Source organism: Streptomyces sp. NPDC101194, assembly GCF_044767885.1.
Taxonomy (GTDB): domain Bacteria; phylum Actinomycetota; class Actinomycetes; order Streptomycetales; family Streptomycetaceae; genus Streptomyces.
The window spans coordinates 1-26,424 of record NZ_JBIWOS010000017.1 but is presented as its reverse complement, the minus strand read 5'-3'; the positions used below and the strand labels follow the sequence as shown (position 1 = coordinate 26,424).

At 67.7% G+C, this 26,424-nt stretch carries 22 protein-coding genes and 3 pseudogenes; 19 read left to right on the top strand and 6 right to left on the bottom strand.

Features of this window, described 5'->3' with window-relative positions; translation table 11 throughout:
- The first annotated feature begins 670 nt into the window (after positions 1 to 670).
- The 5 genes from ACIRP2_RS37135 (at position 671) to ACIRP2_RS37115 (ending at position 8,030) form a co-directional block, all read left to right on the top strand.
- A complete protein-coding gene (locus tag ACIRP2_RS37135; protein WP_404258190.1) occupies positions 671 to 3,466 on the top strand; it encodes a hypothetical protein in 2,796 nt (931 codons plus the stop codon).
- A gap of 204 nt (positions 3,467 to 3,670) precedes the next feature.
- Complete coding sequence (locus tag ACIRP2_RS37130; protein ID WP_030976601.1) at positions 3,671 to 4,051, top strand: FKBP-type peptidyl-prolyl cis-trans isomerase; 381 nt, start codon at positions 3,671 to 3,673, stop codon at positions 4,049 to 4,051.
- A 126-nt stretch (positions 4,052 to 4,177) separates the two neighbouring features.
- Positions 4,178 to 5,302, top strand: a complete 1,125-nt coding sequence (locus ACIRP2_RS37125) for an NADAR family protein (protein ID WP_404258189.1) — start codon at positions 4,178 to 4,180, stop codon at positions 5,300 to 5,302.
- Positions 5,303 to 7,152: 1,850 nt separating this feature from the next.
- Positions 7,153 to 7,332 (top strand): hypothetical protein, encoded by a 180-nt coding sequence (locus tag ACIRP2_RS37120; protein WP_404258188.1) that lies wholly within the window; start codon positions 7,153 to 7,155, stop codon positions 7,330 to 7,332.
- Positions 7,329 to 8,030: a nucleotidyltransferase domain-containing protein gene (locus ACIRP2_RS37115; protein WP_404258187.1), complete on the top strand. Its 702-nt coding sequence runs from the start codon at positions 7,329 to 7,331 to the stop codon at positions 8,028 to 8,030. Before ACIRP2_RS37120 ends, ACIRP2_RS37115 begins: the two co-directional genes overlap by 4 nt.
- Before the next feature lie 351 nt (positions 8,031 to 8,381).
- Here the strand turns inward: ACIRP2_RS37115 and ACIRP2_RS37110 are convergent, their stop codons facing one another.
- Positions 8,382 to 8,708 carry a hypothetical protein gene (locus ACIRP2_RS37110; RefSeq protein WP_404258186.1) on the bottom strand — a complete coding sequence of 109 codons (327 nt, stop codon included), beginning with the start codon at positions 8,706 to 8,708 and terminating at the stop codon, positions 8,382 to 8,384.
- A gap of 569 nt (positions 8,709 to 9,277) precedes the next feature.
- Here ACIRP2_RS37110 and ACIRP2_RS37105 point away from each other — a divergent pair.
- The 3 genes from ACIRP2_RS37105 (at position 9,278) to ACIRP2_RS37095 (ending at position 10,894) form a co-directional block, all read left to right on the top strand.
- Entirely contained in the window at positions 9,278 to 9,904 is a 627-nt protein-coding gene (locus ACIRP2_RS37105) for a sigma-70 family RNA polymerase sigma factor (RefSeq protein ID WP_404258185.1), read from the top strand.
- A gap of 126 nt (positions 9,905 to 10,030) precedes the next feature.
- Positions 10,031 to 10,276, top strand: a complete 246-nt coding sequence (locus ACIRP2_RS37100; RefSeq protein WP_404258184.1) for a hypothetical protein — start codon at positions 10,031 to 10,033, stop codon at positions 10,274 to 10,276.
- A gap of 234 nt (positions 10,277 to 10,510) precedes the next feature.
- On the top strand, positions 10,511 to 10,894 hold the full coding sequence (locus ACIRP2_RS37095) for a hypothetical protein (protein WP_404258183.1): 384 nt from the start codon (positions 10,511 to 10,513) through the stop codon (positions 10,892 to 10,894).
- 163 nt (positions 10,895 to 11,057) lie between these two features.
- Here the strand turns inward: ACIRP2_RS37095 and ACIRP2_RS37090 are convergent, their stop codons facing one another.
- The 3 genes from ACIRP2_RS37090 to ACIRP2_RS37080 all read right to left on the bottom strand — a co-directional run bounded on the left by ACIRP2_RS37090 (position 11,058) and on the right by ACIRP2_RS37080 (position 15,400).
- Positions 11,058 to 11,216, bottom strand: coding sequence for a helicase associated domain-containing protein (locus ACIRP2_RS37090; protein ID WP_404258182.1), 159 nt, complete (start codon positions 11,214 to 11,216; stop codon positions 11,058 to 11,060).
- 179 nt (positions 11,217 to 11,395) lie between these two features.
- Positions 11,396 to 13,600, bottom strand: coding sequence for a hypothetical protein (locus tag ACIRP2_RS37085; protein WP_404258181.1), 2,205 nt, complete (start codon positions 13,598 to 13,600; stop codon positions 11,396 to 11,398).
- 225 nt (positions 13,601 to 13,825) lie between these two features.
- The gene (locus ACIRP2_RS37080; protein WP_404258180.1) at positions 13,826 to 15,400 is read right to left on the bottom strand and encodes a serine/threonine-protein kinase; all 1,575 of its coding nucleotides are present in this window, start codon (positions 15,398 to 15,400) and stop codon (positions 13,826 to 13,828) included.
- Positions 15,401 to 15,750: 350 nt separating this feature from the next.
- On the opposite strand from ACIRP2_RS37080, the pseudogene mobF reads away from it, so the two are divergent.
- From mobF to ACIRP2_RS37060, 4 genes and pseudogenes are all read left to right on the top strand, one after another.
- Positions 15,751 to 17,345 (top strand): annotated as a pseudogene (gene mobF, locus ACIRP2_RS37075) (MobF family relaxase).
- Complete coding sequence (locus ACIRP2_RS37070; protein ID WP_404258179.1) at positions 17,342 to 17,689, top strand: hypothetical protein; 348 nt, start codon at positions 17,342 to 17,344, stop codon at positions 17,687 to 17,689. The pseudogene mobF and the gene ACIRP2_RS37070 overlap by 4 nt, the downstream one beginning before the upstream one ends.
- Positions 17,690 to 18,039: 350 nt before the next feature.
- Positions 18,040 to 18,360, top strand: coding sequence for a hypothetical protein (locus tag ACIRP2_RS37065; protein WP_404258178.1), 321 nt, complete (start codon positions 18,040 to 18,042; stop codon positions 18,358 to 18,360).
- 353 nt (positions 18,361 to 18,713) lie between these two features.
- Entirely contained in the window at positions 18,714 to 19,772 is a 1,059-nt protein-coding gene (locus ACIRP2_RS37060) for a replication-relaxation family protein (RefSeq protein WP_404258177.1), read from the top strand.
- A 58-nt stretch (positions 19,773 to 19,830) separates the two neighbouring features.
- On the opposite strand, the gene ACIRP2_RS37055 is transcribed toward ACIRP2_RS37060, so the two are convergent.
- Complete coding sequence (locus ACIRP2_RS37055) at positions 19,831 to 20,634, bottom strand: hypothetical protein (protein ID WP_404258176.1); 804 nt, start codon at positions 20,632 to 20,634, stop codon at positions 19,831 to 19,833.
- A gap of 125 nt (positions 20,635 to 20,759) precedes the next feature.
- Here ACIRP2_RS37055 and ACIRP2_RS37050 point away from each other — a divergent pair, with 125 nt between their 5' ends.
- Positions 20,760 to 21,131, top strand: coding sequence for a hypothetical protein (locus ACIRP2_RS37050; RefSeq protein WP_404258175.1), 372 nt, complete (start codon positions 20,760 to 20,762; stop codon positions 21,129 to 21,131).
- A gap of 840 nt (positions 21,132 to 21,971) precedes the next feature.
- Here ACIRP2_RS37050 and ACIRP2_RS37045 read toward each other — a convergent pair.
- Positions 21,972 to 22,295, bottom strand: coding sequence for a hypothetical protein (locus ACIRP2_RS37045; RefSeq protein WP_404258174.1), 324 nt, complete (start codon positions 22,293 to 22,295; stop codon positions 21,972 to 21,974).
- 562 nt (positions 22,296 to 22,857) lie between these two features.
- On the opposite strand from ACIRP2_RS37045, the gene ACIRP2_RS37040 reads away from it, so the two are divergent.
- From ACIRP2_RS37040 to ACIRP2_RS37015, 6 genes and pseudogenes are all read left to right on the top strand, one after another.
- Complete coding sequence (locus ACIRP2_RS37040) at positions 22,858 to 23,046, top strand: hypothetical protein (RefSeq protein ID WP_404258173.1); 189 nt, start codon at positions 22,858 to 22,860, stop codon at positions 23,044 to 23,046.
- A gap of 584 nt (positions 23,047 to 23,630) precedes the next feature.
- Entirely contained in the window at positions 23,631 to 24,140 is a 510-nt protein-coding gene (locus ACIRP2_RS37035) for a hypothetical protein (protein ID WP_404258172.1), read from the top strand.
- Between the two features lie 131 nt (positions 24,141 to 24,271).
- Entirely contained in the window at positions 24,272 to 24,604 is a 333-nt protein-coding gene (locus tag ACIRP2_RS37030) for a hypothetical protein (RefSeq protein WP_404258171.1), read from the top strand.
- Positions 24,605 to 25,446: 842 nt separating this feature from the next.
- Positions 25,447 to 25,545 (top strand): annotated as a pseudogene (locus tag ACIRP2_RS37025) (NAD(P)H dehydrogenase); the annotation flags it as partial.
- A gap of 97 nt (positions 25,546 to 25,642) precedes the next feature.
- Positions 25,643 to 26,224 carry a YdeI family protein gene (locus ACIRP2_RS37020; protein ID WP_404258170.1) on the top strand — a complete coding sequence of 194 codons (582 nt, stop codon included), beginning with the start codon at positions 25,643 to 25,645 and terminating at the stop codon, positions 26,222 to 26,224.
- A gap of 93 nt (positions 26,225 to 26,317) precedes the next feature.
- Positions 26,318 to 26,424, top strand: a pseudogene (locus ACIRP2_RS37015) (IS5/IS1182 family transposase); the annotation flags it as partial.

Here is a 26,424-nt window from a genome sequence, read left to right as displayed (position 1 = left end):
CTGCCGACCGCCGTCAGATCGCGGACAGGGGGGCACCTGCACGCTGCTGCTTCGCAACGACCGCCCGATCGGGGCAGCGAAGGAGACACGGCGATGACGGCACACCGACCATCAGCCGACGCCCGGCGTGCCCGCCCCGACCACGAGCCCGACCAGCACCGGGCAAGCCGAAGGGGGCTCCTTGGGGCCCCGCTTCGGAGGCCCCTTGGGAAACCCTCTTTGGTGTTCCGCACCCGGGGCCGGGGAGAAGGACGTCTTCCAAGGCCGTAGGGCCTGATCTTTGCCGGAGATGACGAGTCGCCGACCGGGGTACTTGAGGCAGCCGAGGATTATCGCTGTATCCACCACACGATTCCGGCGACAACAGCAGATCCGGCCGCGGAGGCGCTGCCGCGAACCAAGCCAAAGACAGCGGCACGGATCAGACGACGAACGGTCTGCGTCCTGTTCCGGTTGTTATTCATGCGCTCGTGACTCACAGACGCTCCTTTGACTGACCGCAAGCGACGGGATGCCGGGCGGGAAGACTGAGCGTGCGGTCGGACCAATACTTCCGTCCGAAGCGGCGGGCACGGCGGGCACTTTGGTTTTACTCTGCTGGTCAGCGGCGGTGCCCGTTGTTCCCGCTCCGGGCGGTATCGCCAGTCGGGCAGCATGTTGAGGGGGACTGGTGAACGAGCAGGGTCGTGCCTTCTACGACCAGTTGCGCGCCTTGGAGAAGCGGGCTGAGGCAGCCCGTCACAAGGCAGGCCAGCTGTACTCCCGCCGTGAGACAGAACAAGCGTTGAGAGCTGCGCCGTACCGGGTGGAGCTGAGCGGGCAGCGGATCAGTGACTGGCTTCCAGACGACCCTGGAGCAGCGAAGGTCCCCAGCTCGGCCAGCAGTGAAAAGGTGTGGGCGCTGGTGCAGTTGTGGAGCCGCTGGGCCGGGGAGGAGCCGAGGGAACGCCAATGGCGCACGCTGCTGGACCGGGCCCAGTCAGCACGCGCGCATCGCACCGCGAGTACCTCGCTGGGGCGCCCGGTCGCCCTCTTCACCGATCCCTTCGCACTGGAAGTGCATAAGGCGATCGAGGCTGAGCCGACGCGGGCGGTAACGCTGCCTGTCCTGCCTGCGTACATCCCTCGAGCTCATGATGCGCGGCTGCGCGCGATCGTGAGTGAGGCAGTGAGCGGCGTGAGCCGCGTGGTGGTGCTGGTGAGCGGCTCGTCTACGGGCAAGACCCGTGCATGCTGGGAAGCCCTTGAGTTGCTGCCCGACGAATGGCGGCTGTGGCATCCCATCGATCCCTCCCGTCCAGAGGCCGCCCTTGCGGAGATGCAGGAGATTGGTCCCAGCACAGTGATCTGGCTGAACGAGGCCCAGCACTACCTGCTTACCTCGGCCTCCGACGTGGGGGAACGCGTGGCCGCCGGGCTGCGCGAGCTGCTGCGTGATCCAGGCCGCGGGCCGGTGCTTGTGCTGGGAACCATCTGGCCGGAGTACTGGGCCGAGCTCACCGCGTACCCCGACCCGAGTGACAGGAAGAAGGCGGATCCACATGCTCAGGCTCGGGCCCTCTTGGTCGGCCATGAACTGCCGGTTCCTGCCGCGTTCACCGAACCAGGAGACGTTGATGCCCTGCACGCCGCCGCCGCTGCCGATCCGCGTCTGGCCTATGCTGCCGAGCGCGCGGAGGAGGGCCAGATCACACAGTATCTCGCTGGTGGTCCTGCTCTGTTGGAGCACTACCACACCGCTCCGGCTGCAGCACGGGCACTCATCGACGCCGCCATCGATGCCCGCCGACTGGGCCTCGGCCCGGCTCTGCCGCCCACTCTGCTGGAGGTCGCCGCAGGCGGCTATCTCGCGGACACCCAGTGGAACCAGCTATCGGACAACTGGTTCGAGGAGGCCCTTGCCGATGCCGCCCGCCCCGTACGGGGCGCTCGGGGCGCACTGACCCGTGTACGTTCCCGTCACGGCGAGGGGTCGCCTGCCCATCCACGCTACCGGCTCGCCGACTATCTCGAGCAGCACGTGGGGCAAGCCCGGGCTCGCCTCTCCCCGCCCACCATGCTGTGGACGGCGGCGGCTGACCACGCTGCTTCCTCCGAGCACACCGAGTTGGCCGCGATTGCCCAGCGACGCGGTCTGCGTCGTATCTCCTTCGGCCTGTACCGTTCCCTGGCCACCGACGGCGACACCAGCGCACTGGACGCGCTCGTTGAGTTTCTGTCGGTCATGGCACGCACGGATGAGGCCCTGGCTTGGTACCGGTACGCCAACGATGCCGGCCATACCGTGGACATCCGCACCATCGCACGCACGTTGAGTAGCTTCCTGGGATGCGGTGACGAGGCTCTCTTGTGGTATCAGCTCCTGGTGTCCGAAGGAGACAGCAGCGTGCTTCCTGACCTGGTCCGGTTGCTTGCCAGCATGAGTCGTACAGAAGAGGCTCTGGCCTGGAACCGGCGGGCGGCCGAAGTTGAAGCCTCGGTCGATCCCAGGGAGTTGGCTGAGCAGGCGACGGTGGAGGGGCGTGCCGAGGACGCCCTCGCCTGGTATCGGTGTATGGCCGAGAGCGGGGACAGCACCGCTCTCCGGGGCGTGGCTGTCATGCTGGTGCGGCTGGGGCGCAGCGAGGAGGCACTCGCAGTGCTCCTCCAGCACGCACAGGCGGGCGATGTCTTCGCCATGGGGGAGGCCGGCTGGCTGCTGGCCGAATTGGGACGTCCCGAGGACGCGCTCACCTGGTACCGGCGCGCCGCCGAAATGGGCGACCACTTCGCCTATCGCTGCGTGGCCCAGATGCTGGCCAGAGTGGGACACACAGAAGAGGCCCGGTTCTGGTACCAGCGAGCGGCCAAAGAAGCCGGTGACCCTTACGCCCTCCAAGAAGCGCGGCAACTTGAAGGGACAGTGCCTGACAATCGGGCAGCTGCGTCCAAGGACGGATCGCAGCTGGGAGAATTCTTTGCCGACGACGATGTCTCGTGGCTGCTGGCGAAGGAGCGCGGTACACAAAAAAGTCGCCAGGAACCAGCATTCCCGATGGGCCACGACCTCATTCGAACTCTGTGGGGACTCGTCGGAGCGGGCCGCGGCGGGGGCACGTTCAGCGTCCTTGGTCGGACCTACGACGAGCTAAACGCCGATCAGGTCCTGCGGCTGCTCGGGGAACACAGACTCACCGACCACGCCCTGGCGTGGTGTCAGTCCAACGCGGCCGCTGGCGCACCACACGGCGACTGGTGGGGGACGGCTCACGTTCTACTGAAAGCGGACGGCCGGACGGACGAGGCACAGCGTCTACGGCGGAACGGCTGGGAGCCAGACGGTAGCGTCTCGCACCCGTGGCAGGCACTGCCCCCCGAGACCCCGCTCCGGCCGGAAGCCTTGCGACGCCCCCACCCCGCGTCGGAAACGACCAGGAAGAGCCCATCGTCCGACGAGGGAGGCGAGCCAGAGTGGTGGCGGCCATGATGTCGGTTGCGAGGCAAGTACGGAAAACGCCGGGACTCTGATAAATCCGATGCTGATCACTGAGGTGGATACAGTGATCGTTGTTGGGCTTGATGCACTCCAGGAGATCAGCGTTCACGGCAGCATGATGATCTACTGCATAGAGTGACCATGTGCCCGGCTGGTCTGTATGAGGGCTTCCGGCGGCGAGCGAATGAGGCTGCAATGAGTGAACTGACGAAGCCCGAGATCGATCTTCCGGAGGGTGACGCTCCCACCGAGCTGACAATCCGCGACCTCGTGGTCGGGGACGGGCTTGAGGCGAAGCCGGGCAGGGTTGTCCAGGTTCACTACGTCGGGGTCACCTTCGAGTCCGGAAAGGAATTCGACACCTCCTGGGACCGGGGCCAGACGTTCAAGTTCGCCGTGGGCGGTGGCAAGGTCATCAAGGGCTGGGACCGCGGGGTCAGAGGGATGAAGGTCGGCGGCCGGCGCGAGATCATCGTTCCCCCGCGCCTCGGCTACGGCAACCAGTCACCCTCGCCGTTGATTCCGGCAGGCTCGACACTCGTCTTCGTGGTGGACCTGCTCTCCGTCGCAGTCTGAGGCCTTCTGCTACCCGGCCTCTCCGCCCGGGCAGGAAGCAGCGACCTGGGGACTCCCGTGCCACTCCCATGATCGTCTCGCAGGCGATAGCGTGCGCCTATGACTTGGCGGGGACCGACATATCGGATGGTGGATGGGGAGAGAATCGATGGGGCCTGGTGCCACATCTGGCGGCGCTATCGACCAGACAGTGAGTACTACCTCGACGACCTGATTGTCTTCGCGGATGGAGCGATCACCTGCGGAGAACGTACGGACCTGGCCGGCCTCGAGAAGATGCTGGCAACGGGCCGATTGACGGTGACCAACCCTGAGACTCCACCCCTTCCCGACGAACCATCGAAGTGGGCCTCCCGTCACGGCGAACCGCTGACACCAGAGGGATTCCTTCTGGAAGTCGCTGATCGCATCGAAGCACTCAATGAGCGACCAACTGCCGGGCAACGTTGCTGGGCTGCGATCCGACGCTTTCAGCAGGAGCCAGCCGAGTCCAACCGAGCACTTCTCCGGGCGGCATATCTGGCGGTTCCGCCGCACCTTCGGATCTACGTCCTCGGAGATATGGACCGCCAGGACCGTCCCTTGCGGATCCTGCTTACGAACATTGGTGAGGTCGTCGACGGCGATGGCCCGGTAGTGACAGCGGAGATGCATCAGGACGTCCTGGATTACTTCAGCCGCGGAGATCAGGGAGTCCAGAGCGAGCAGGAGCGGCGGGCCATCCAGCATGCTGACGATCCTTCAGAGCCCGGCCGACCGGCTCTCATCTCCCACGAAACCGTCTACCCACAGGGGTGGCCTGAGCAGCCGGGGCTGTTCATGCTCCGCAACGACTTCCCTGCACAGATCGTGTTCGCCGGCGAGTCCTATACGTCCGTACTGCATGGGTACTGGGCGCTGTCGGCGGCCGACGCTTCTGACAGAAGCAGAATCCGCGATGCGGCCTCCGGCAGAGAGGCGCATGACCTGGGTGGCCAGGCAACGCACCGGAGTGACTGGCCTAACGTTCGGCTCGCGGTCATGGCAGAGCTCCTTCGCGTGAAGTTCACTCAGCACCCTGAACTCGCCCAGGTCCTCGTTTCCACAGGGGACGCCAGGATCAGCTACACCGGCCTCTCGGACTCACCCTTCTGGCGAGATGTCCCCGACGGTCGGGGACGAAACTGGATGGGGCGGTTGCTCGAGCTGACCCGCTCCGAGCTCGTTGCCCAGCAGTTGCTCCGGCCCGAGCACCCCAGCGTGCTGAACTAGGAAGAGTCGCCGAGCGATGAGATTGCTCGACTACGCGCGCATCGTGAGTAGACGTGCCGGACTACATCCGCTCCTCAAATTTCATGTCGGAATCTCAGAGTCGATGTCGGATCGGAGTTGGATGCGACATGGCGTCGAGACCCGCAGCCCCTTCCTGGAGACCTGGCCAGACATGCGACCAAACCGGTCGCGTGGGAGGTCGGCGAGAGCCAACTGCGCGAGGTTCGGCGTGCTCGGCTCAGATCGCGCGGTGGCACGGGGTGGGGGCTTGCGGGCAGCGAGCCGTCCATCGCCGCGAGGAAGTCGGCCGGCGCGAGGCGGAAGGATGGCTGTGCGCGACGCTGGAGGGCGCCGTGCGCTGCGTCCAGGACCGAGCCCGCCTTGTCCGCGCCCCGTACGAGCGCCTGGACCGCCTCGCCGACATCACATCCGCACGGGCACTATGACCTGCCGCGCACCCCGGGCGCACCGGACAGACCCCCGTGTGCACGGCGTACAGCACTATGGTCGGCCCGCCCTCGGCCGGGCGAGCACCACTCGACACCGAGAGGGGCGTGGAGGTCGACACCTGCTGCGAGTTCGCACAGGAACTCGCAAGGAAGAACTATTCGCACACAGAGCCGTGCCTGGCCGCCCTGTGGACTGAGCTTGCCGTCTGCGCAGGCCAGACGCTGTCCACTTTTCAGCCATGGTTTTGCGGACCGCGATGGGCTGGCTGTGCGAGCGTCGAGGCTATGAGGATTGGTTCGTGAACGTATCTCACTACCGCCGTACCTCATCCGGGCTGCGGCGCGGAAGCTCGCATCGCCTCTCGCCCTTGCGATGATGCCGTTCGGTGCTGTTCGAGTCACGAGCAGCGGGTGGGAGTGGGCGGTTACGGGGTGGTCACCGCCGCCGCCCCTTCGTGAACTGAAGGACTCGCTCACTGGTGACTAGGTCACCCTTGTAAAGGAGCTCCGTCGCCGGACCAGTTCCAGGCGGTGGAGCATCTATCGGCTGCGTGTTGAGGAGACGGCCAGGATCGTCTGGGAAGCGCCTCCCAGGATGCCCATGCGACAGGTGATTTCGGATCTGGTCTGTCCCCAGACGTGTGTGTCGCGATCGAAGGCATACAGTGATCTGAATGCCGCCCGTGAGATCGGCTTCCTTCCCCGAGTGCTGAACGTTAATCGCCGACCGTGCGTGGGCGCAGCCGCCCGGGCCCAGTCACCGAGTTTTGGCACGTGGTGCATCACGGCAGCCCCGTCACAGGCGACGGCCGCGCTGCGGTTATCGACTACGCCCTCGCGTGTGGATCGACCGTCCGGCCGCCGCGCCGCGCCCAGCATGCCGCCCGCGGGTCGAGGCCAGGGTGGTACACCGTGGCCAGGCAAGCGTTACCGTCCTGGCCTGGGTTGGGCGAGGGGATACCTCTCGGCCTCAGCCCTACGCCGGCGTCCAGGGCCGGTCCAGCGTGATGTCGATAGCGCCGCAGACACGATCCGCGCTCCTCGTACGCGACCCGGCCTCCCTGCGCATGGTCTCCTCCTACTCCGACCTGATCATGCAAGAGGACTACGCCTTCGGACAGGTCACCCCGCAGCTCGGCACGAAGGAGTGGACCAGCCTGCGCGCCTGGGCCGCACTGCGCTCCCAGGGCCGACAGGGACTGGCCCGGATGATGGACGACCGCCTGGACCGCACGGAAGCGTTCGCGACGCTCGTGGACGCGCACCCCCAGCTGATGCGGCTGCATGAGCCGGACCTGTGCGCGGTGGCTTTCTGCTACCTGCCGCCCGGCACCCACCCCGGAACCGCAACCGGAGGTGGCCCGGCTCAACGAGGTGAACCGGGCCATCCACCGCCGCCTGATGGACGAAGGACGCTGGCACCTGCACCAGTTCACCCTCCCCGACGACCTCGGCCACATCCGGCACGGAGCCGTCCTGGCCCCGCTGCGGTTCATGTCCATCAACCCGCGCATCACCACCACCCACATGCGCGACGTCCTGGACTACGTCACCCGCCTGGGTCAGGAGGCATCCCGATGAACCGCGCCTCGGCACCCACGATCCTGCTGGAAGCAGCCGGCCTGCTGCCCGACACCGACGGCTACGCACTCGCCTACGGATCCCACGCCACCGGCACCCACCAGCCCACCTCCGACCTCGACCTCCTCTACACCGGCCGCCGGCCGCTGGACGACGCCGACCTGAGCGCGCTCACTGCCGCAGTCGTGGCGCTGCACCACCGGCACGGCCTGCACCTGGACGAGGAAGTCCCCTACGCCGTGAAGCTGTACGCCACCGGCGACCAGGTCGACCAGGCCGCCGCCCTCGCCGGATTCCAACCTTGCTGGGGCACCCCGCCCCCGACGGTCCGCGAGACCTGGTTCCTGAGCACCGACGACTTCCGACTACGCCTGGTTTTCAACGTGCTCACCAGCCCCCACGTCTTCCTCGGCGGGAACACTACCGCCTACCACCGGCAGGTGAGGAGCGCGGAACGCTCCGCCGCCGCCCTCGCCCAATCCTTGACCACCCACGACGGTCAGCCAACCCTCCAGGAGGCATGGGCGGCGCTGTGGCAAGCCCCCGACGGCCGCACCGGGAAGGACTACCTCGGCTACCTCGTAGCCCCACACCTGCTGTCCGTCCTCACCCGCGGCCTGACCGACCACCACCCCACCCCCAGACTTCAGCCGAGCCGGTCGTCGATCCACCGCCTGCCGACCTCCGCCGCCCCATAGCCCCGATGGTCACTCACGCCGTCCCGTGGCCGTAGAAACGAATACGGTGCCCGCCCCGGGCATATCCTCGGGGCGGGCGCCGTCGTTGTTCCGTCAGGCAGCCCAGTCGAGCCCAAGGCTGGCCAGCGCCTGAAGTTTGTCGGCGGTGAGCTTGGCGCGCCTGGTCTTGCTATTGGACAGGAGCACTCCGAGCTTGACCTCGCTGCCGTCCTCCAGCCGCTCTGCGTGGGCCCTGGGGGCGGTCAGGTAGCCCGTGGCGGGCCTTGCGCCAGGGCCGCGACGCGCCGTCAATGCTTCGCCTGGCATGCGATCCGAGCGCAACTCACCAATGACGACAAGGCTTGACGCCTGTCAACTGTTAGCTTCGGACCAGCCGTTGAATGCGACAGCCCAGGCCATGACGTCCTGTGCCTTTTTGGCCGAGACCTTCACCGTCGTACTGTCTCCGTCTCTTCCACAGATCACGACAGACAGTGAACCGGTCTTCTTCTTGAGCGCGAAGGCGAACACGCCAGTCGCGAACAGTCGTGTCACGGTGATCCGCTTGCCTGTGCCGTCGATGGTCTGGACGGTTGCGCCGCTCGCGGGAGTATGCCACTGGCCGACTGTCAGAGTTCCGTTGCTGTCGAGGAATATCCGTGTACCGCGAGGCGGCTGAGGTGGTTTCGGAGACGACATTCAGGCCCCATTCGCTGGTCGGTCAACCAAATGTGCCAGCGTTACCGAAAGCATGTGCGGACATTGCCGATCCGTGACCCTACGTTTCCGCCGTTGCCTCGCTGATGTGGGTTCGACATCTTCACGGCTGAGTCGCGCACCGGCCCTGGAGAAAGGCGAGGCATTCATGAAGCGCGCGGACGAGGCAGGCCCGGCTCTGGACGCTGGTCAGGGTGAACCGACCCGGTGGTGCCACCCCGAAGAGCAGCACGCACCCGGTCCGCGTCCACGTCGTGCAGGGCTTCACCGCCCACCCGACGCAGGTGCTGCTCATGACCGCTGCTGAAGCCGCCGCGTGGGTCGCCGCCACGGCGGCCGAAAAGATCTGTCCCCAGACTTCAGCCGAGCCGGTAATCGATCCACCGCCTGCCGACCTCCGCCGCCCGACCCCGGTACGCACCCAGTGCGCCTCCGGGGCCGTGTACGTGGTGCCAGGACCAGTAGCCGGTGATCGCCACCGCGTGGGGACGGCGAGGCGCAGCGAGTGGTCCGTAGCGAACGATTCGACTCCAGTGAGGACCACTCATGTCATGAAGAACCCCTGGCTGATTCCGGGCCAGAGCTCGAGTTACCTGGACAGCCTCTGCCCGATGACGGATCTGCCGCAGGAGTCTCTGCCGCGGTGGGCGGTGATCAAGGAGAACGAGCCCTCGTACCGCCGCCACGTCATCATCAAGATCGGCGAGTTCCACGAGGGTGAGGTGTCGGACAAGGCGTTCACCGGCCTGCACCGCAAACTCCAGAACGGACCGGTGGCGAACGAGATCGCCGACTACGCCTGGGCGACGTTCAACAACGCGGTGAAGAGCTTCTTCAGCAAGCTCGCCGAGCAGCGCGCCAGGGAGATCCTCGTCGGGGACCATGACTGGGCCCTGGAAGAAGCACCCCAGCCGGTAGTGGGTTACCTCGTCACGTTCGACGAGGACCCTGTCGAGACGAGGTTGCAGAACAAGCTCGTGATCGACGCCTACCGCCGCTCGCTCGCCGACAAGTTGAAGCCCAGCGAGCTGATCGGGTTCTCGCTCGTCACGTTCGACGGGCTCACCTCACTGCAGGCGGCCGAGCACCTCGGGATCTCGAGCGGAGCTCTCCGCAACGCCGTCTGGAGGGCCCGCCGGAAGCTGCGGCCGCTGCGTGAGGAGCTCGGGCTCGCCTGAGCAGCGTCAGGCACCCCTTCCCCCGGGTGCACGGCCTGTCCTCTGCAGACGGTCCGTGCACACCGAGGGTGGGCTGTATGGCAGCAGCGCACTCCACACGCACACTCGAAACCCGAAGGAGTACAGGTGTCCAGTAGCAAGGACTGGGGCCTGGTGATGCGAACGATCGTCGGTCTTATCGGATACAGGATCTCCCGGATCTTGGATGTCATCCTCATCGCCCTCGTGCCGCTGAAGCTTGCCCTGACCAGGGGCCGCTCTCGCACTGAGCGGGAGCCGGCAGTTCGCCTGGCGCGCCTGAAGTTGGCCGGGGCGATGGCGGCCGTCGTCAACGCGACCCCGCCCACAAAAGGAGAAGCTTCCCGGCCGTAACCACCACTCGGGCCGGGACTCTCGGGGGTAGCCCCGGCCTTGAAGAGTCAACCAACCAGGACCATAGGTGGGTGTTGGTCGGGGAACACCGTCGGGCCGGGGCCCGGAGCAAACGCTTCGAGCCCCGGCCCGACTGGTGTTCGTACGGAAGTACACCAGGTGCACCCGTACCGACCGCCCGACACGGCTGCCACACCACGGGCGGCGGGAACTGCAATCCGGAGGACCGGTTCCATGAAGAGCATGCCCCCTTACACCGCCCTGAGCGATGTTGAGCCGCACTGGGCGAGGGCGGCCCTCGACGAGCACCTCGATGTCACCGGGATCGCGGTGACGATCTTCCGCGACGCGGTTCCTCAGTTCGTCAGCGGCCTCGCCGTCGCGATCGTTCTCGCCGTCGTCGGGTGGTACATCAAGCGGTGGCGGAACCCGCTGCGCCAGTACACCCTCCTCAACAGCGTAGACGCGGACGGGAACCCGGTCCTGCACGTTACGACCCGCTGCCCGGGGACCGTTGTCACTCGCGATGTCGGAAGCGGCCCGGAGCGGTTCGAGCCCACCGACGTGGAGTTGCCCGGCGGCACGTACGTTGCGGAGCCCATGGACCGCTACGTGTAGCGGCCCTCGCAGGGACTGCTACACGTAGCCGTTCCTGCCACTTCTCAGATACAGAGGAGGCGTTGGCCACATGGCGGGCATTCTTTCGTCCCGCCTGGACCACTTGAGACTGAAGAGCCGCCCGATCAATTCCCGGACCGCTGCTCGATGGACGGCGACATCCTTACGCCCACTGCATGCCGAGCTCCCGGAGTGCGGCGAGTTGCTCCGCGGTGAGTTTGTCGCGCCGCGACTTGGTGTTCGAGACCCACACCCCCAGCTTCACGACCACCGGCTCCGCCTCGCCGTCGACCGCGATCGGCTCACCGTGGGCGCGCGGCACCGACCGGGCTGTGAGTGGGCGGTGAGGTGGCAGCGGGTGGGCGTCAGCGGAATCGCGGAGTGGATGTCCTGGTAGCGGGTGCAGGACGGGGCTGTGTTGTTGGTTGGTGAACGTTTAAGCATCGCAACCCGAGATCACAGAGCGCCATGGAAGCCTTGGTTGGCGGACGTCGCGTCGACTCACGCCCCAGCACCGTGTCGAGGGTCGAGTTCGATGCGCTGGCAGAGTACGGCGACTTCGGGGCCGAATCTGACTATCAGCTTGCCGTTCGCCGCAGTCACCGCGAGGACGGGTTCGGGGAAGACGAGTTCCGGGCCGATTTGTTTGCGCGTGGTCAGATCCCACATACTCACGATCCCTTCTTCGCTGCCGATGAAAGCGGTCGGGCGACCATCCAACGCTGCCACCGCCATGGTCCGTGTCAAGTGCGGGTGGCTGGCAAAGGGTTCGCCGACCAATTGATCGGCAGCCAGATCCCAGATCCGCACGGTCCCGTCCGTACTGGCGGTGACGGCGACCGGGCGGCCGTCCACGACCGCCGTCGCGAGCGCGCGTGCGGAATCAAGGCCGGGGAGGTGCGCGACCGCGAGCATCTGGCCGGTGGCCAGGTCCCACTTCCGAACCGTCATGTCGTCGCTGCTGGTGACGGCGATCGGCCGGCCATCTACCACGCTTGTGGCCACTGCCCAGACAAGCCAGGTATGGCCGGTGAGGGGTTCGCCGAGCATCTGGCCGGTGGTCAGGTCCCACACACGCACCGTTGCATCATGGCTGCCGGTGACGGCAACCGGACGGCCATCCAGGTCCGCCGTCGCTAACGCCCAGATCGAATCGGTATGGCCTGTGAGGGGTTCGCCGAGCATCTGGTCGGTGGTCGGGTCCCATACGCGCACCGTCCCGTCGTGGCTGCTGGTGACGGCAACCGGGCGGCCGTGGACCTGCGTCGACGTTGCCGACAGTACCCCGCCGGTATCACCGGTGACGAACTCCCCGATGGCCTGGCCGGTCATCAGGTCGCGCACCGTCCCGTCGTGGCTGCCGGTGAAGGGGATCAGGCGACCGTCCATCGACACCCAGTCGGTGCCACCGGTGAGAAGCTCGCCGGGGACCTGGCCAGCAACCAGGTCCCACAGCCGCACCGTCCCGTTGTAACTGCTGGTCAGGACAGCGGGGCTGCCGTCCACAACCACCGTCTCCACCGCCCCGCCGAAGCGGGCGAAGTGTTCGCCGATGGACTGGCCGGTGGCCAGATCCCACACCCCCACCTCTCGGTGAGAGCCGATGACGGCGACCGGGCGGCCGTCGATCACCGCCGTCTTCAACGCCTTTACCTGGAACCCGTCACCGGTCAGGGGCTCGCCGAGCATCTTGCCGGCGGTCAGGTCCCATACCCGCGCCGTTCGATCGTCGCTGCCGGTGATTGCGATCGGGCGACCGTCCAACTGGGCCGTCGCCACCCTCTCCACCAGATCGGTGTGGCCGGTGAGTGGTTCGCCCATCGTCTGCCTCGTGGCCAGGTCCCACACCCGCACTGTTCCATCGTCGCTGCCGGTGACAGCGATCGGGCGGCCATCCAGGTCTGTCGTTGCTATCGATACCACCCACTCGGTGTCGCTGGTGAGCAGCTTGCCGAGCATCTGGCCGGTGGTCAGGTCCCACACTCCTACCGTGCGGTCCTTGTAGCCGCTGCAGGTGACGGCGATCGGGCGGTCGTCAACAACCGCTGTCGCCACCGCGTGGACCGCGTCGGTGTGGCCGCCGAGCGGTTTGCCGATGGGCTGTCTTGTGGTCAGGTCCCACATTCGCACCGTCGTACCACGGCTGCTCGTGATGGCGATCGGGTGGCCGTCGACCTCCGTCGTCGCTATCGCCAACACCGGTTGGGTGTGCCCGACGAGCGGCTCGCCGAGCATCTCGCCGGTGGCAAGGTCCCACATCCGTACCGTCGTGTCGGCACTACCGGTGACAGCGATCGGGCGGCCGTCGACCTCCGTCGTCGCCATCGCCATCACCGCGTCGGTGTGGCCGGTCATGGTGTACCGGTACCGGGGGTCAACGCAGTTGCCGGTCACCCACTCCACACCCCACCTTGCCGCCAGCGATTCGTGCGCGTTCACGGCCGAGAACCGTGCGGCCAGGTCCCGGTTCCCGTATCGGGCCGCATCCAAGGCCAGCAGCCACCGGCGACTGTCGGTATTCGCGTTCCGGTGCAGGTGCGCCGACGCCCGGTACACCGCCGCAGCCAACATCTCCTCTTCGCCCACAGCACCATCCAGTGCTGCGCACACGTCCCGCGGGTCGGCGTTCACCAACCACGCGGGATCGGAGAGGCACCCACCGGCCGCAACGGACTCACGGTCGCCACCGTACAGATCATGAGACATGCCGCCACGATAGTGCGCCTCTGCGCTGTTCGGCCTACACCCGGCTGTACGGCGCCGCGCCGTTGCGAATCGGCTGCATCTTCACGCGCGACAGATGCAGGCCAGGCCCAGAATCGTATTTCCGAGCGGGACAGGGTGGTTGGTTCTTCCCGTTCCTTGACGAAGGGCCACGTGCTCGACCGGCACCCGTCCAGCGGTGCCCCGTGGGCCGCTGCGCGGACAGGGTCAGCGGGAGAGGTTCGGGTACACAGCCCGAGCCAACTGCTCGGTGCTCGAGCATTCGGTTTGCGGGTAGTCCGCATAGGTCACGTCCGCTTCCCCGAACGAGGTCGGCCACCAGACGATGCACCTGTCGACATTGACGTCCAGGTACTCGTATGCGCCCTTGATGCCCCCGTACGGCACCGCTTTGGGATTCTCGGCCCGCACGTCCGCCATGCTCTGGGTGTCGTAACCGACCGTGAGGTCCGCGCCTTGGTCGTCCACATTCCAGTCGCACCACCGGGAACGCGAATGAACGTTGTCTGTGTGGTGAGTGGGAGTGGAATTCACCTGAAGGGTGTTGAGTTCCGACTGTGGCACGGCCGCGCAGGGATCACGCAGGCCACGCAGCGGGTCAGCAGCATGGTGGCCCGGCCCCCACAGCAGAAGCGGAACCACGGTGGCGACGATCAAAGCGAGGGTTCCCACGCTGACGGCTGCAATCTTGCCCGACTTCGACCTGTTGATCCCTCGGTCCGATACAGCAGCCATCTCAGGCGTGGCCACCGCCTCCCCCGGGGCGGCCCGGCTGGCGGCCCCGGGGGACGATTCAGGCACCGGGGCCTCGGAAGAGGCCGAGGCCGCCGCCTCGAAGTCCGGCACGGTCAATCCGAAGTCCACCGCCGGGGCAGGATCCAGCACCTTGGTCGCCCCGGGGTCTGGCGCCGCCACCGCGAGGTCCGGCGCCGTAGACACAGAGGTCGGGCCCATGCCGTGCGACATGCCGTCCACCATGGCCTTAGCCGCCGGAACGGTGGGGCGCTGGAGCGGGTCCTTCGCCATCAACCGGGTGATCAGCGGCGCCAACCCACCGGAGCGCCGTGGCGCGGGTGGCTCGTTCAGCAGGATCGCGGCGAGCGTCGCGGTCGGGGTGTCGCGGCGGAAGGGCGAGACTCCCTCCAGTGCCTGATACAACGTCACCCCCAGCGAGAAGAGATCGCTCGCCGCCTGCCCGTCCACGCCGCGGGCCCGTTCGGGCGCGATGTACTCAATCGAGCCGATGAACCCGCCGGCCACGGTCAGGCCGGTGTCGGCCTGGTGGACCGCGATACCGAAGTCGGTGAGCAGCACCTGGCCGTCGTCGGCCAGCATCACGTTGTCCGGCTTGACATCCCGATGCACGATCCCGGCGTCGTGAGCGGCGCCGAGTGCCGACAAAAGCGCCGCCGCGACCTTCACGCCGTCCTCCACCGGCAAAGGGCCGTGCGCCGTACCGTGGTCGGCCAACGACGTCCCGATGACCAGCTGCATGACCGTCCAGGGCACGCCGTTCTGGACGACCACGTCGTGCACAGTGACGATGTTCGGATGGTGCCGGAGCCTGGCGGCGTTACGGGACTCCCGCTCGGCGCGTACGATCCGCTCGGCCCGCTCCGCGCCGTTCATCGCCGGAGGCAGCCAGACCTCCTTGACCGCGACCTCGACGCGTAATGCCTCGTCGTGTGCCTGCCAGACCCGCCCGAACCCCCCGGCCCCCAGTCTCCGGACCAGCCGATAACGTCCGCCGATCAGTTGGCCCGGCTCCGCCTCACCCTCCACTGGCCCCACCCGCCCCCCCCGCACGCCGCTTCCGTGGTAGCCCAAGGTACGGCGTCCCTGCCACCTCGCGTCAATGCACCCGGCATTCGGCCGGATTGGCCGCCGGTATGGACGGTCCGCGCCGACGGGGTGGTGGCACCGCGATCAGCCCGTTCAGTCAGGCCCGCCAGTTCGGTGCCAGGCCGCAGCGCGACCACCATGGCCAGCAGCTGCGTGGCAGCGACCCGCCCCCGCATCCAGCCCGGCACCGGCAGCAGCGGCCGGACCACCGCCCACTCCACGTCTGCCTGTGGGGCTCGTAAAGTCATCGCTGCAGGTGGGAGCCCGCGTGCAAGACCCCTCGGCGGTGCCTGGGATGCTGCACCAGTGATCATCCCGCTGCTGTACCGGGCCACCCGGGAGTTGCTGTCCGTGCCTGCGGTCCTGCTGCGCCGGGACACGGCCAAGGACGCCGAACTGCTGGTGCTGCGGCACGAGAACGCGGTACTGCGACGGCAACTCGCCGGACCGGTCCGCTACGAGCCCGCAGACCCGCTCTGGCTGGCCGCGCTGTCGTCGCTGATACCACGCCGCCGCTGGAGCTGTGCCAGGACATTGCCCGGGACAAGACGCTGGCGTGGCTGGAGGATGCGGTCGCACAGATCCGGTGGGGGAGCGGCGGCAAGCGCCGCAAGCCGATCAGGGACGGGCTGATCGTCGCCGTGTTCCGGCACTACGAGTCGAGAGCTGCCGAGTCGAGACCGCTGCTCCACGATCACGCGATGGTGTCGATCCGTGCCCGGCGGCCGGATACCAAGGGGACGTGGGGGAACCTGTCGGCAGACTCGATGCTGGCCCACATTGTCGCCGCCGACACCCTCTACACCCTGCACTTCATGGAGGAGGTGTCCGCCCGGCTCGGGTGGGCCTGGGAGCCCCGCGAGGTGACGCCCGGCCGCAGGCCCGTCATGGAGATCGCGGGCATCGACCAGCGGCTCATCGGCTGGCAGTCGACCCGCCGCCAGCAGATCGAGGACGCGCTGTTCGTCCTCACAGCCGACTATGAGGAACGGCAGGGTCACCCGCCGGGGGAGCAGGCCGCCTACGCGCTGGGCTGCCAGGCCGCCGACCGCACCCGCCCGCCCAAGCGCACGGAACTGCTGTCGCTGACCGAGCTGCGCGAACGATGGCGGGCCTCAGCAATCCAGGCGTTCGGCGCCTGCACCATCTACCGGCTCGCCCAGCGGGCACGGGCGGCGGCCGCGGCCGTGTGGGCGCGGGTGCGGCCAGTGATCGACGTAGCGCTGGCGGTCGTCGACGTCGTCGCCGTGGTCTACGTGATGCGCGGCGCGTTCAACCGCCGGCACCTGCTCGCCGAAGCCCGCCGCCACCTCGCCTACGTCCTGCGTGGCCGGCCCCACTAGGCGGGCCTGGACGAACGGATCGTGCGGGCGGTCGTTGACGACTACACCGGCCCCGTCGGGCGAGGCCGGGTGATGACCGCCGACCTGCGCGCCCTGTACCCGCGCGACACCGAGGACCAGGCCGTGCTGCGCCCGCTGACCCGCAAGCGGACCGCCTCGCCGTACGAGCGGGCCCGCCTCGCCGCCGACGCCCTGGCCGCCCGGGTCCACGCGGTGCGCCGTGCGGAGCGACTGGGCTCTCGCGCCGGCCGCGCACCGTCGCTGTGCCCGCCGTCTCGAGGTCGCACCTGCGGCCGTTCCGCTCCGGTCCGAAGGACGGCCGCCTCCTGGAGCCGGAGACCGGCGTCGACGCGGTGGAGCAGACTCGCCGGACCTTCGAAGCCGCCGCGAAGTTGGCCGCCAGGCTCCAGGACGGCGCGCGGGAGCGCGCCGTCGCCCACGGCCCCCGACCGCAGCCCGCCCCGGCGACGGCCCCGCCGCCGCACACCCGGCAGCCCGGCACCCAGCACAGACCGGGCCGGAACATAGGAGGAGTCGCGTGAGCACCCCGGAAGAACTGCCCAGCCCCGAGGACGCCCTCGCCCGCGCCCATGCGGCCCGCGCGAAGATGGCTGCCGCGCTCGGAGAGGCCCAGGAGTCCGAGCCTGATGAGCCCGTGGGGTGGCAGCCGGTCTGGAAGCGGCCCCGGAAGCCGAAGTCGGAGGCGGCGAAGAAGGCGGAGCTGCGGAAGCAGCGGCGGCGGCTCCAAGATGCCGGATGGCGCCGGTTGGCCGCCGGGCAGTCGCGCCGGCCCCGCTCCCGGCAGAACCGGATCGGCAACGCGGCTGCGCGCCGCGACGCCCGCGCCTCGTCCCGGGTGCGGCACTCCAACGCCTGGCTGTGGTGACGATGCCGGGCATCGTCCACCGAGTGGAAACCGCGATGTTCTGCATCCAGTGGCGATGCACGACATCGGGTGGAGCCCACCCATTCGCGATCGTCTCCGAGCTCTGCGCCGCTGTCCCGTCGCAATTGATCTGGTCCGGCCACTGGGCTGTGAGCTGGGGCGACCAGATGGGTTGAGATCAGTACTCGACGCTGTTCTCAATCGATCTGGTTCGTTGGGATAGTTCCCTCCATCTATCTCAGATGATCTGGTCCGGCAGCAGCGGATATGAGCGTCCCGCCCCACTGCGTTGCGACCGGACCGTGCCTGTCACGGGTTGATCGGTTCGTGCATGGGGGTAGTGAGCGTGCATGAATGAGATCCTGGTGGAAGAGAACTTCGCGCGTATAGACGGCCGCGACATGAACGTCATCCTCGACCTCCTCGACGGGCTGAACCTTGAGGCCGAGCCCACTGCGCCACGCAGCAGCGGCAGGGGCCGCCACTGGGCGCTGACCATGCATTGGCAGCCGGCGGGACCGATCCCGGAGAGTACCGAGGCGGGATTGCCCGACACGGTTGCCAGGATCAGGGACCACTTCGTCGCCGCCGGGAAGCAGCCGCCATCGAGGGTCGCCGTCCACCGTCGGGATGGGTTGGTGCTCTGGACCTTCCAACTGGACGCCGGGTAGGTGATCGGCCAGGGGACGGCGCGTTCCGGCGCGTCGGATATGAAGCCGCGCGCCCGGTGCCAGCCCCACTGTGGCGCGGAGAGCACTGCGGGGCGCCATGACGGTGATGTCCATTCACCTTGTGCCATGTCGCCCGCCGTTCTCCAATGATCTGGTCCGCCACGTGAAGATCTGACCAGATCGGTTGAGACCATGACCAGGTCGAGTAAGGCGGGACAGTCGCCTCCGCCTGACGATCACGGATCGGTAACGGCGCTCGGGGGAGTGTCACACCGTCGGCTTTCGCCACACCTCTAGCAAGTGATGGGGGATTCCATCCGGACCCCCGCGCCACCTGTGTGAGGAGTCTTGTCATGACGTACACCAGCAGCGCCCGGCGGTCCGATCCGGAGCCGCGTCCGGCCTGGACAAGGGGTGCTGAACGCCCTGTGGGCGGCCCGGAATCCAGTGCCGTGAACGGTGCCGCGAACGATTCCAACGTCGTTCCCGTCACCGCAGCTCACACCGCCCGTAAGGAGGCCTCCCGGCACGCTGACACCTCTCTCCTTTCCCCTGAGACGTCGGCGAAGGGGAAGAAGTCCATTCCCACGGCCGGGAAGGTACGGGCCGAGGCGCTGCGGATGCTGGGGTGTGTGCGGATAGCGACGGTCCGGCAGATGGCTTCGGTGATCACGGCGGAGGAGTCGGACGGCCGGTCGTACGTGCGCAGGGCGATGAAGGAGCTGGCGGAGCTGGGGCTGGCGGAGACGAACGGCAAGGCGGGCAAGCACCCGATCTGGAACCTGACCCCGGCGGGGCAGAAGGCTCTGGCCGACGGCAACGAGTTGCCTCTCCGGCCGAGGGCCGGCACCGGAGCGAAGGCCGTTCGAGCCGGGTTCGGTCCGCACGGCGTCGCGGTGACGGACATGATCCTCGCCTTCAGCGGCCGGGACCATCTGACTGACTGGCAGGTGGAGGTCAACCACGCCATCAAGGATATTGGCCTGAGCTTCAACACCGACGCCGTCCTCGCGTGGCCGACCAAGACCAGCGAGGTGCGCCTCTTCGAGCTCGACAACGGCACCATGTCCCAGGCCCGGCTTGCACGTGAGGTCTGGGACTACGAGCGCTACGCCGGGCACCGCGTCTGGGAAGGAGCCCGCGGCACGATCGGCGGGACGTATCCGTTCTGGCAGCGCCACCGCTACACCCGCTCGAAGACCTTTCCGCGGCTGCATGTCGTCCTGGCGGGAAAGGCGGAGCACCTGCTCGACAACCGCCTCCAGGCGCTCGCCGCCGACGTCCGGGGCATCGCCGTCGCGGTCTGGGTGAACACCCTGCCCCGGCTGCAGCGCGGCGAGCCTTGGTACGAGATCGGCGTCGACGACCCGGACCGGCGCCGTCGGCGCTACCCCGAGCCCGCCGGGCGCTGACGTCCGGGCCGGGCAAGCCCTCCGCGCGAGGGGGCCTGCCCGGCGCCCGGCGACCGGGCTACGCCATGGCGGCGGCCACGGTCTCCAGCACGGAGCGCTGGCGGGTGTCGATGGGTACGTCGGCCTGGCGCAGCGAGCGCAGCGTGGTGCCTTCGGCGCACAGCCTGCGGTCGAGCGTTCCGCTCGGACTGCACTGTCCTTCTTCCAGGGCGAAGTTGCCGTCCCGGATCGCGATGGGGTTCTTCTGCACGCGGATGACGGATGCCGGAAGGTTCGGTGTACGAACGTACGGAACCCTGCCAATGCCCGTGTGCTCAGGGTCGGCGAAGTCCCACACGGACTGGATCCCGCCACGCCTCCGGAACCTTTCGCGTGCCCGCATGCCGCGAGTGGTCTGCGCACTCAGCTGGGGCTCGTAGCCCAGAACGATGCCGTTGGCGCCGCTGATACGAACATCCAGACGTGCACGCCCGTCGGCCGCCGTTGACTCGATATCGGCCCGGTATCCGTGATCCTCGGAGTCCTTCGCGACACGTTCCTTACGGGCGAGGTGCTCGTCGGACTCGTGGCTGATGTGCTTCTCGCCACGCTTCCGGTAGTGAGAGGCGAGCCAGACCCCGTTGCGTTCGACGAGGTACATGGGGACGCGTCGCCCTCGAAGGTCCCGGCAGTCGGGGCAGATCAGCCCGCGGCGCTCAACCGGAACACGGCCCCGCATGCGAAGGAGCTTGTCCAGGAGGTTCTCGCCGTGCGGTACGCCAAGGTCGGCTCGGTCCAGATCGAGATTGAGACCGGCCGGTTCGTAGTAGACGGGATTACGGACCAGTTCTTCGTCGCTGTCGACCTCGAGGTCGTCGTTCATCAGCACTCCCCGCAGCCATACGAGTAGGGGCAACAACGCTACGGGCCAGCACTGACAACCGGCACTGAATTCAGAGAGGGCCGGGTCGGTCACAAGGGCCGACCCGGAAGGGCGCCCCGCCTCCGTTGAAGAAGCCGGCCAGCACCAAGGAGAAGATCCTTCAGGCGCTCGAAGAGGCGACCACCGATCCGCTCCGACTCGAGATCCACTACCTGGACAAGGACCAGCTCTCCACCGTCACCGGCGCCACCGGATCCACCCTCAACAACGCCCTGACCGACCTCACGAAGGCCCGGGAGATCCACCGGCCGATCGAGAACGGCAAGGAGGTCACGGGAAGTACGGCATCGGCCCGGCCCCAGAGGCGACGGAGTAGCCACAGCTCATGGGCTGCCCCGTACTGCCCGCGCCACCTGGTTCACGGTGACCGCCCGCCTTCCCGGCGGGCGGTTCGCTATCCGCTCAACTCGCACCACCGCCAGTACTCCGTGCAGTGACCGAAGTGACCAGACCTCAGCACTGTGAAGCTGGCGAATCACCGGGGCATACCGGCCCGGACAAACAGCCCGCCGTACGCCACGCTGGTACTGCACGGCCCGGACTGCCGAGTCTCACGGTGTCCCCGCGCCCGGATGACGCACAACGGGCCGTGCCACAGACCACCACACCCGAGCCCACCGTGCGGCAACCCCCAGCCGCACAGCGGCTCAACCCGGCCCCATCAGCAACCCAGCTGGTGGGGCCGACGCGTGCCACGACACGCCCTTCGCGAGAACGACAAGGAAGCGCGATGGGAGTCACTGTCAGGGTCCCGAGCCTTCGGAAAGCCTCGAAGGATCTTGTGATGCCCAGTGCCAGAGAATCCGACCATTGTTGTACTAGAATGTCCTAAATTTCCCTCTGGTGTCACCAAGTCGCCCGCAAGGCCGTAGGCCTGACGCACCGTCCAGCTAAACCTCACCAACGCAAAAGGAGCCCCGCATCCTCGACGCGGTTTCCTAGGCCATGAGTCGAGAGGGCTCCTCGCGCGGCGTCCAGCATCAGCAAGATGGGAGGACTCCGAATGGAGAGTAACGCAGAACACACTCCTCAGCGCGTTAACTTGGCCAAGCGCAGCAGATCAGCGGCCCGTCACCTGCGGAAATGGGTGGCCAGCCACGGACGCGGCGCCCAGACAAGCTTCATGTGCGGCGTGGCGTACCGGCTCGGCGACTTCGCAACCGGCCTAGTCATCGCGTGGCTGATCGCCCGGTACTGACCCAAGCGGGGTGAGGCCAGCGTTACGACGTCAGCCTCGCCCCGCCCATCTGCCCCAGCCCGCACTGCCGGGCCCTTCGTCACGAAGCCCCCGGGTGCTCCCGGAACCACGCCACCATCTGCTGCAGGGGCTGCGACACCGCGAACGAGTTGCCCTTCGCGCCCAGGTTGTCCATGCCGTAGTGCTCGGCGCGCTTCTCCGCCAAGTTCACAAACCCGATCGGCTCCTGGTACTTCGTCGGGTCCTCGGCCTTCATTGCCGTCCGCACGTCCTTCGCCGCATCCAGCTTTGCGGTCACCAGGTCCTGGCACTCGTCCGCCGTCTCGCACCCTGGAGCCGCGGCCGCCGAGTACGCGTCCAGGGCCTCGCTCACCCCGATCACGGACGCGCTCGGCGACGCCACCGGCTTGCCACCATCCTCACCCTCGCTGCTGCCAGACCCGCACCCAGCCAGGCCCGTGCACAGCACGACCACGACCGCCCACCCCACTACGCGCGTACGTCTCATGCCGCGCAGGTTCCCACCCACCACGGGCAGGGGGAACCGAAACCCGAACATCAGGGATCATCAAGACAGGCGCGGGGCCTGACAACCACACACGCGGGAGCCCCGACCGCCATGCCAGTCTCCAAAGCCAAACTCGCCGAAGTCGCCGAACGCCGCGCCAAGCTCATTAAGCTCCGCCGCGCCTGCGTCCCCTTCGAAGACCCCCGCATCCTCGCCCTCGGCTACACCACCCGCGGCGCCGCCACCAAGGACTTCTACCGGGCCCTGTGCGAACGCCGCGACGAACAAACAAGCCGCCGAAGCGTCCGCCTACCGGCAGGAAGAGAACGAGCGCCTCGACGCCCTCCTGGCAGCCGTATGGGACAAGGCCACCACGCCCAGCCCCGTCTTCGACAGGGAAGGGATCGAGGTCACCCGGGAGATCGGCCTGAAGGCCGTCGACACCGTCCTCAAGCTCATGGACCGCCGGGCCAAGCTCAACGGCCTCGACATGCCCGTGCGAACCGAATTGTCCGGCCCCGACGGTGGCGCCGTTCCGTTCGGTAACGGCAGCCTCGCGGAACTGACCGCCCTCATGGGCATCGCCGGCCAGGCCGACACCGATCAGCACGGTCCGGAGGACACCGGTGACAACAGCGACGGGTGACCGTCTCGAGGGCGCTGTCCTCAGTCACTACCGCACCCTTTCCGTGCAGGAGCGTCGCCGTATCGCCGAACAGGCCAGCCCCGACATACGGCTGCGCCTTGCCTGGGTGGAACGGCAGATGGCGATGGACCGCTCCCCGGGAGCGCTCGCCGCGGTACTCACCGAGGGAAGGGAGAAGCAGGCACCACACCTGGACATGATCGATGACGTGTTCCAGCGGATTGCCGCAGGCGAGCGGATGCAGGTGATGATTACCTGCCCGCCCCGCCATGGGAAGAGCCAGCGTGCCTCCCGGTGGGGGCCCCTGTGGTACCTGCGCCGCAACCCCACCGCCCGCGTCATGCTCGCCTCCTACGGCGCCGAACTCGCCGACGACCACGGCCGCTGGGTACGAGACCAACTCCGCGAGCACGGCGACACCCTCGGCGTCCGCCTCGACCCCGCATCCCACGCCGCGAACCGGTTCGACCTCGAAACACCCCGCGGATCCAGCGTTCGCGGCGGCATGGTCACCGCCGGCGTCGGAGGATCGCTGACTGGAAAAGGATTCTCGCTTGGCGTCATAGACGACCCGTTCAAAGGAGTTGCCCGGCTGCGACCTGCAGGACGTCGACCTCGGCACGTTGCACCACCTCATCAGAGGCGAATCCCTGACGACAGCGCAGGCCGCCCGTCGCCTCGGCGTCAGTCATGACACCGTCCGGTTCGTCCTGCAGGAGCAGCCAGCCCCTCCCAGCGGGGCGAAGAGCGCGAAGTGGGAGAGAGGAGCGACTGTCCGCCGGGCTCGCGCCGCGCTCCCCAGGGAAAAGTTCGCACGCTTCTACCTCGACGAATACCGCTCGCTCAAGTGGATCGCGGAGCACATCGACGTGAACGCCGAGGCGATCAAGGTCCTGGTTCGTGAATACGGCATGAAGCGCGACGGCAAAGCCACCCGCTGGCGCCAGATCGATCTCGACTGGCTCCGCGACCAACGCGCCGCTGGACGCACCTGCCGCGAACTCGCAGAGGAGACCGGCTTCTCGCTCGGAATGATCAGCTACCTGGGCCGGCGGCACGACCTTCCCGGTCAACGGCCCGCCCAGAAGGGCTGACCTGCCCCGCCCTGGGGCCCCGTGACAGCCGCGCGCCTCACCCCGTGCCCAAATTCCTGCCTACGCTCCCACGCGGCCTGCAGTTGGGCACACAATCGATCAAGGCAACTCATCACCCAGGAGGACCAAAAGTGTCGTGGCCGACCTGCACCAAGGCGCAGGAAGAGCAGATCACGAAGCGCGCCCTCGGACGCATCCTTGAGATGGGCATCTACCTCAACCACCACTCGACATTCCGCCCCGAGGCGACCGCCGCGTACCAGCTCGCCGAGGTCGAAGCACTCCGCTGCCTCGACGACCTGCCCGACGACGTACGCGCCCTGCGCATCCGGGACCTCGACGAGATGTACCCCGAGACCCCCACCCCGGTACAGGCGGCCGTCAAGACCTTCGCGGCGGCGCCCGCAGAGGCAGCGAAGCGGCACGAGGAGGAGGTAGCCCGCTTCAACGCGACCGGCCAGTAGCGGCCCCGGCCGATGTCGGCGCCCGTCCCGATCCGACCTCGGGGCGGGCGCCGCCGCGTTCCAGAGTGGTGCACGAACCGCACCCGCGGGCATCCTCAAGAAGGCCGGGGCGTCACGGGTGTTCACGAGTAGATCTGAGCAGCGACATCTCAAGCCATCAGAGATCGCTTCCCATCCACCAGCTGATCGTTTCCCAGCACTTGGGCCGGTGGCCCGGGTTGATGTCAGAAGGCTTCCGCTTTCCGAACGTGATCGTGTGGTTCGAGGTTGGTGGGCGTGAACTCCGCCTGTGGGTGGGAGAGATGGGGCGGTTCGTCTGCTCGTCTTGTCCGTGGAGGTGGCTGTGCCGTCGGTGCTCGGAATGCTGGAGGCCCGGGAGAAGAAGTCTTCATGCGCCGACGCCGCAGCGATCACCCGATCTAGCACCCAGTTCGACTGGCCACACCCATCGACCGGTATGCGGAAGCCTTCTCAGAGACAGGAGCGGCAGCGGGGTGGGGGGGGCCCCCCGGGGGGCCCCCCCCCCCCCCCGGCGGGGCCCCCCCCCCCCCACGCCCCCCCCCCCCCCCCCCCCCCCCGCCCCCCCCCCCCCCGGCCCACCCCCCCCCCCAAACACCCAACCCCCCCCAATTGCCGCCGCCCCACACCCTCCCCGCGTTCGGGCAACCCCTTCACCCAGCGGGCCGGGGGGGGGGGGGGGGCCCCCCGGGGGGCCCCCCCCCCCCCCGCCACGGGAGTGGCACTACCGCCCAATGGTCACCAGTCCACCGATACTCCCGGGGTCCCGAAGGTCCCTTGTGGAAGTCGAATCGCCCCAAGCACATCTGTGTCGGTAGCCGCCTTGGCTAGACCCTGCGGTCGGTTCGCCGACCCGCTACGGCAACATCCCAAGCCAGCTCAAGCAGTTCATCAACTCGACGGGTGACCTGAGGCAAGCAGGGGCGAAGAAGCTCGCCAAGTAGCGAACCGGTCAGGTCGCCTGAGCGGGTCGCTTGAGTAGGTCACCATCTGTCCTATATGGCCTCTAGTCTGCGGTTTATGCAGAAACATGAGGGCGGCGTCGAGATCCTTGTCCCCGCGAGCCCGGCCGAGCTGGAGGCGTGGCTCGAAGAGCATCACGGGGAGAAGGCCGCGCTCTGGGTGAAGATCGCCAAGAAGCATACCGGCATCTCGTCGCTCACCTGGGAAGAGATGGTCGACACGGTGCTCTGCTTTGGCTGGATCGACGGTCAGCGACGAGGCTTCGACGACTCGTACTTTCTGCAGCGCACGACACCCCGCCGCCCCCGCTCCGCCTGGTCGCAGGTGAACGTCGACAAGGCCGAGGCCCTGATCGCGGCAGGCCGGATGCGCCCCCGCGGCCTGGCCGAGGTCGAGGCGGCGCGGGCGGACGGCCGCTGGGAGACGGCATACGCCTCGCAGAAGAACGCCACCGCACCACCGGATCTCATCGAAGCCCTCGACGCGAACCCTGCAGCGCGGGTGTTCTACGACACGCTCGGCAAGTCCGACCAGTTCGCCCTGCACCTCGGTCTGGTCACCGCCCGTACCGAGAAGACGCGGCTGGCCCGCTTGGAGCGGATGGTGGCGTCGATGGCAAGGTCCGAGCGGCCATCATGATCGACCGCTCGGTCAACGCGCAGATCAAGGGCATCAAGGCCCGCGGAGGCTCTTAGACCGTGTCCTATGTGGTGATCACTCGTTGGGCTGTTCATGGGGCGGGAAACGTGGAGTTGGATTGTTCCGGACGGGCTGTGGGAGATCGCGAAGCCGTTGATCCCGCCGTCGAAGGTGCGTCCGCAGGGCGGCGGGACGCAGGA

Coding starts and splice junctions, on each gene's coding strand:
- ACIRP2_RS37060 (WP_404258177.1), top strand. CDS start 18,714: ATGACGTACACCAGCAGCGCCCGGCGGTCCGATCCGGAGCCGCGTCCG.
- ACIRP2_RS37095 (WP_404258183.1), top strand. CDS start 10,511: ATGAAGAGCATGCCCCCTTACACCGCCCTGAGCGATGTTGAGCCGCAC.
- ACIRP2_RS37125 (WP_404258189.1), top strand. CDS start 4,178: ATGGTGGATGGGGAGAGAATCGATGGGGCCTGGTGCCACATCTGGCGG.
- ACIRP2_RS37130 (WP_030976601.1), top strand. CDS start 3,671: ATGAGTGAACTGACGAAGCCCGAGATCGATCTTCCGGAGGGTGACGCT.
- ACIRP2_RS37085 (WP_404258181.1), bottom strand. CDS start 13,600: ATGTCTCATGATCTGTACGGTGGCGACCGTGAGTCCGTTGCGGCCGGT.
- ACIRP2_RS37110 (WP_404258186.1), bottom strand. CDS start 8,708: ATGTCGTCTCCGAAACCACCTCAGCCGCCTCGCGGTACACGGATATTC.
- ACIRP2_RS37115 (WP_404258187.1), top strand. CDS start 7,329: ATGAACCGCGCCTCGGCACCCACGATCCTGCTGGAAGCAGCCGGCCTG.
- ACIRP2_RS37020 (WP_404258170.1), top strand. CDS start 25,643: ATGCAGAAACATGAGGGCGGCGTCGAGATCCTTGTCCCCGCGAGCCCG.
- ACIRP2_RS37120 (WP_404258188.1), top strand. CDS start 7,153: ATGGACGAAGGACGCTGGCACCTGCACCAGTTCACCCTCCCCGACGAC.
- ACIRP2_RS37105 (WP_404258185.1), top strand. CDS start 9,278: ATGAAGAACCCCTGGCTGATTCCGGGCCAGAGCTCGAGTTACCTGGAC.
- ACIRP2_RS37055 (WP_404258176.1), bottom strand. CDS start 20,634: ATGAACGACGACCTCGAGGTCGACAGCGACGAAGAACTGGTCCGTAAT.
- ACIRP2_RS37065 (WP_404258178.1), top strand. CDS start 18,040: ATGAATGAGATCCTGGTGGAAGAGAACTTCGCGCGTATAGACGGCCGC.
- ACIRP2_RS37040 (WP_404258173.1), top strand. CDS start 22,858: ATGGACCGCCGGGCCAAGCTCAACGGCCTCGACATGCCCGTGCGAACC.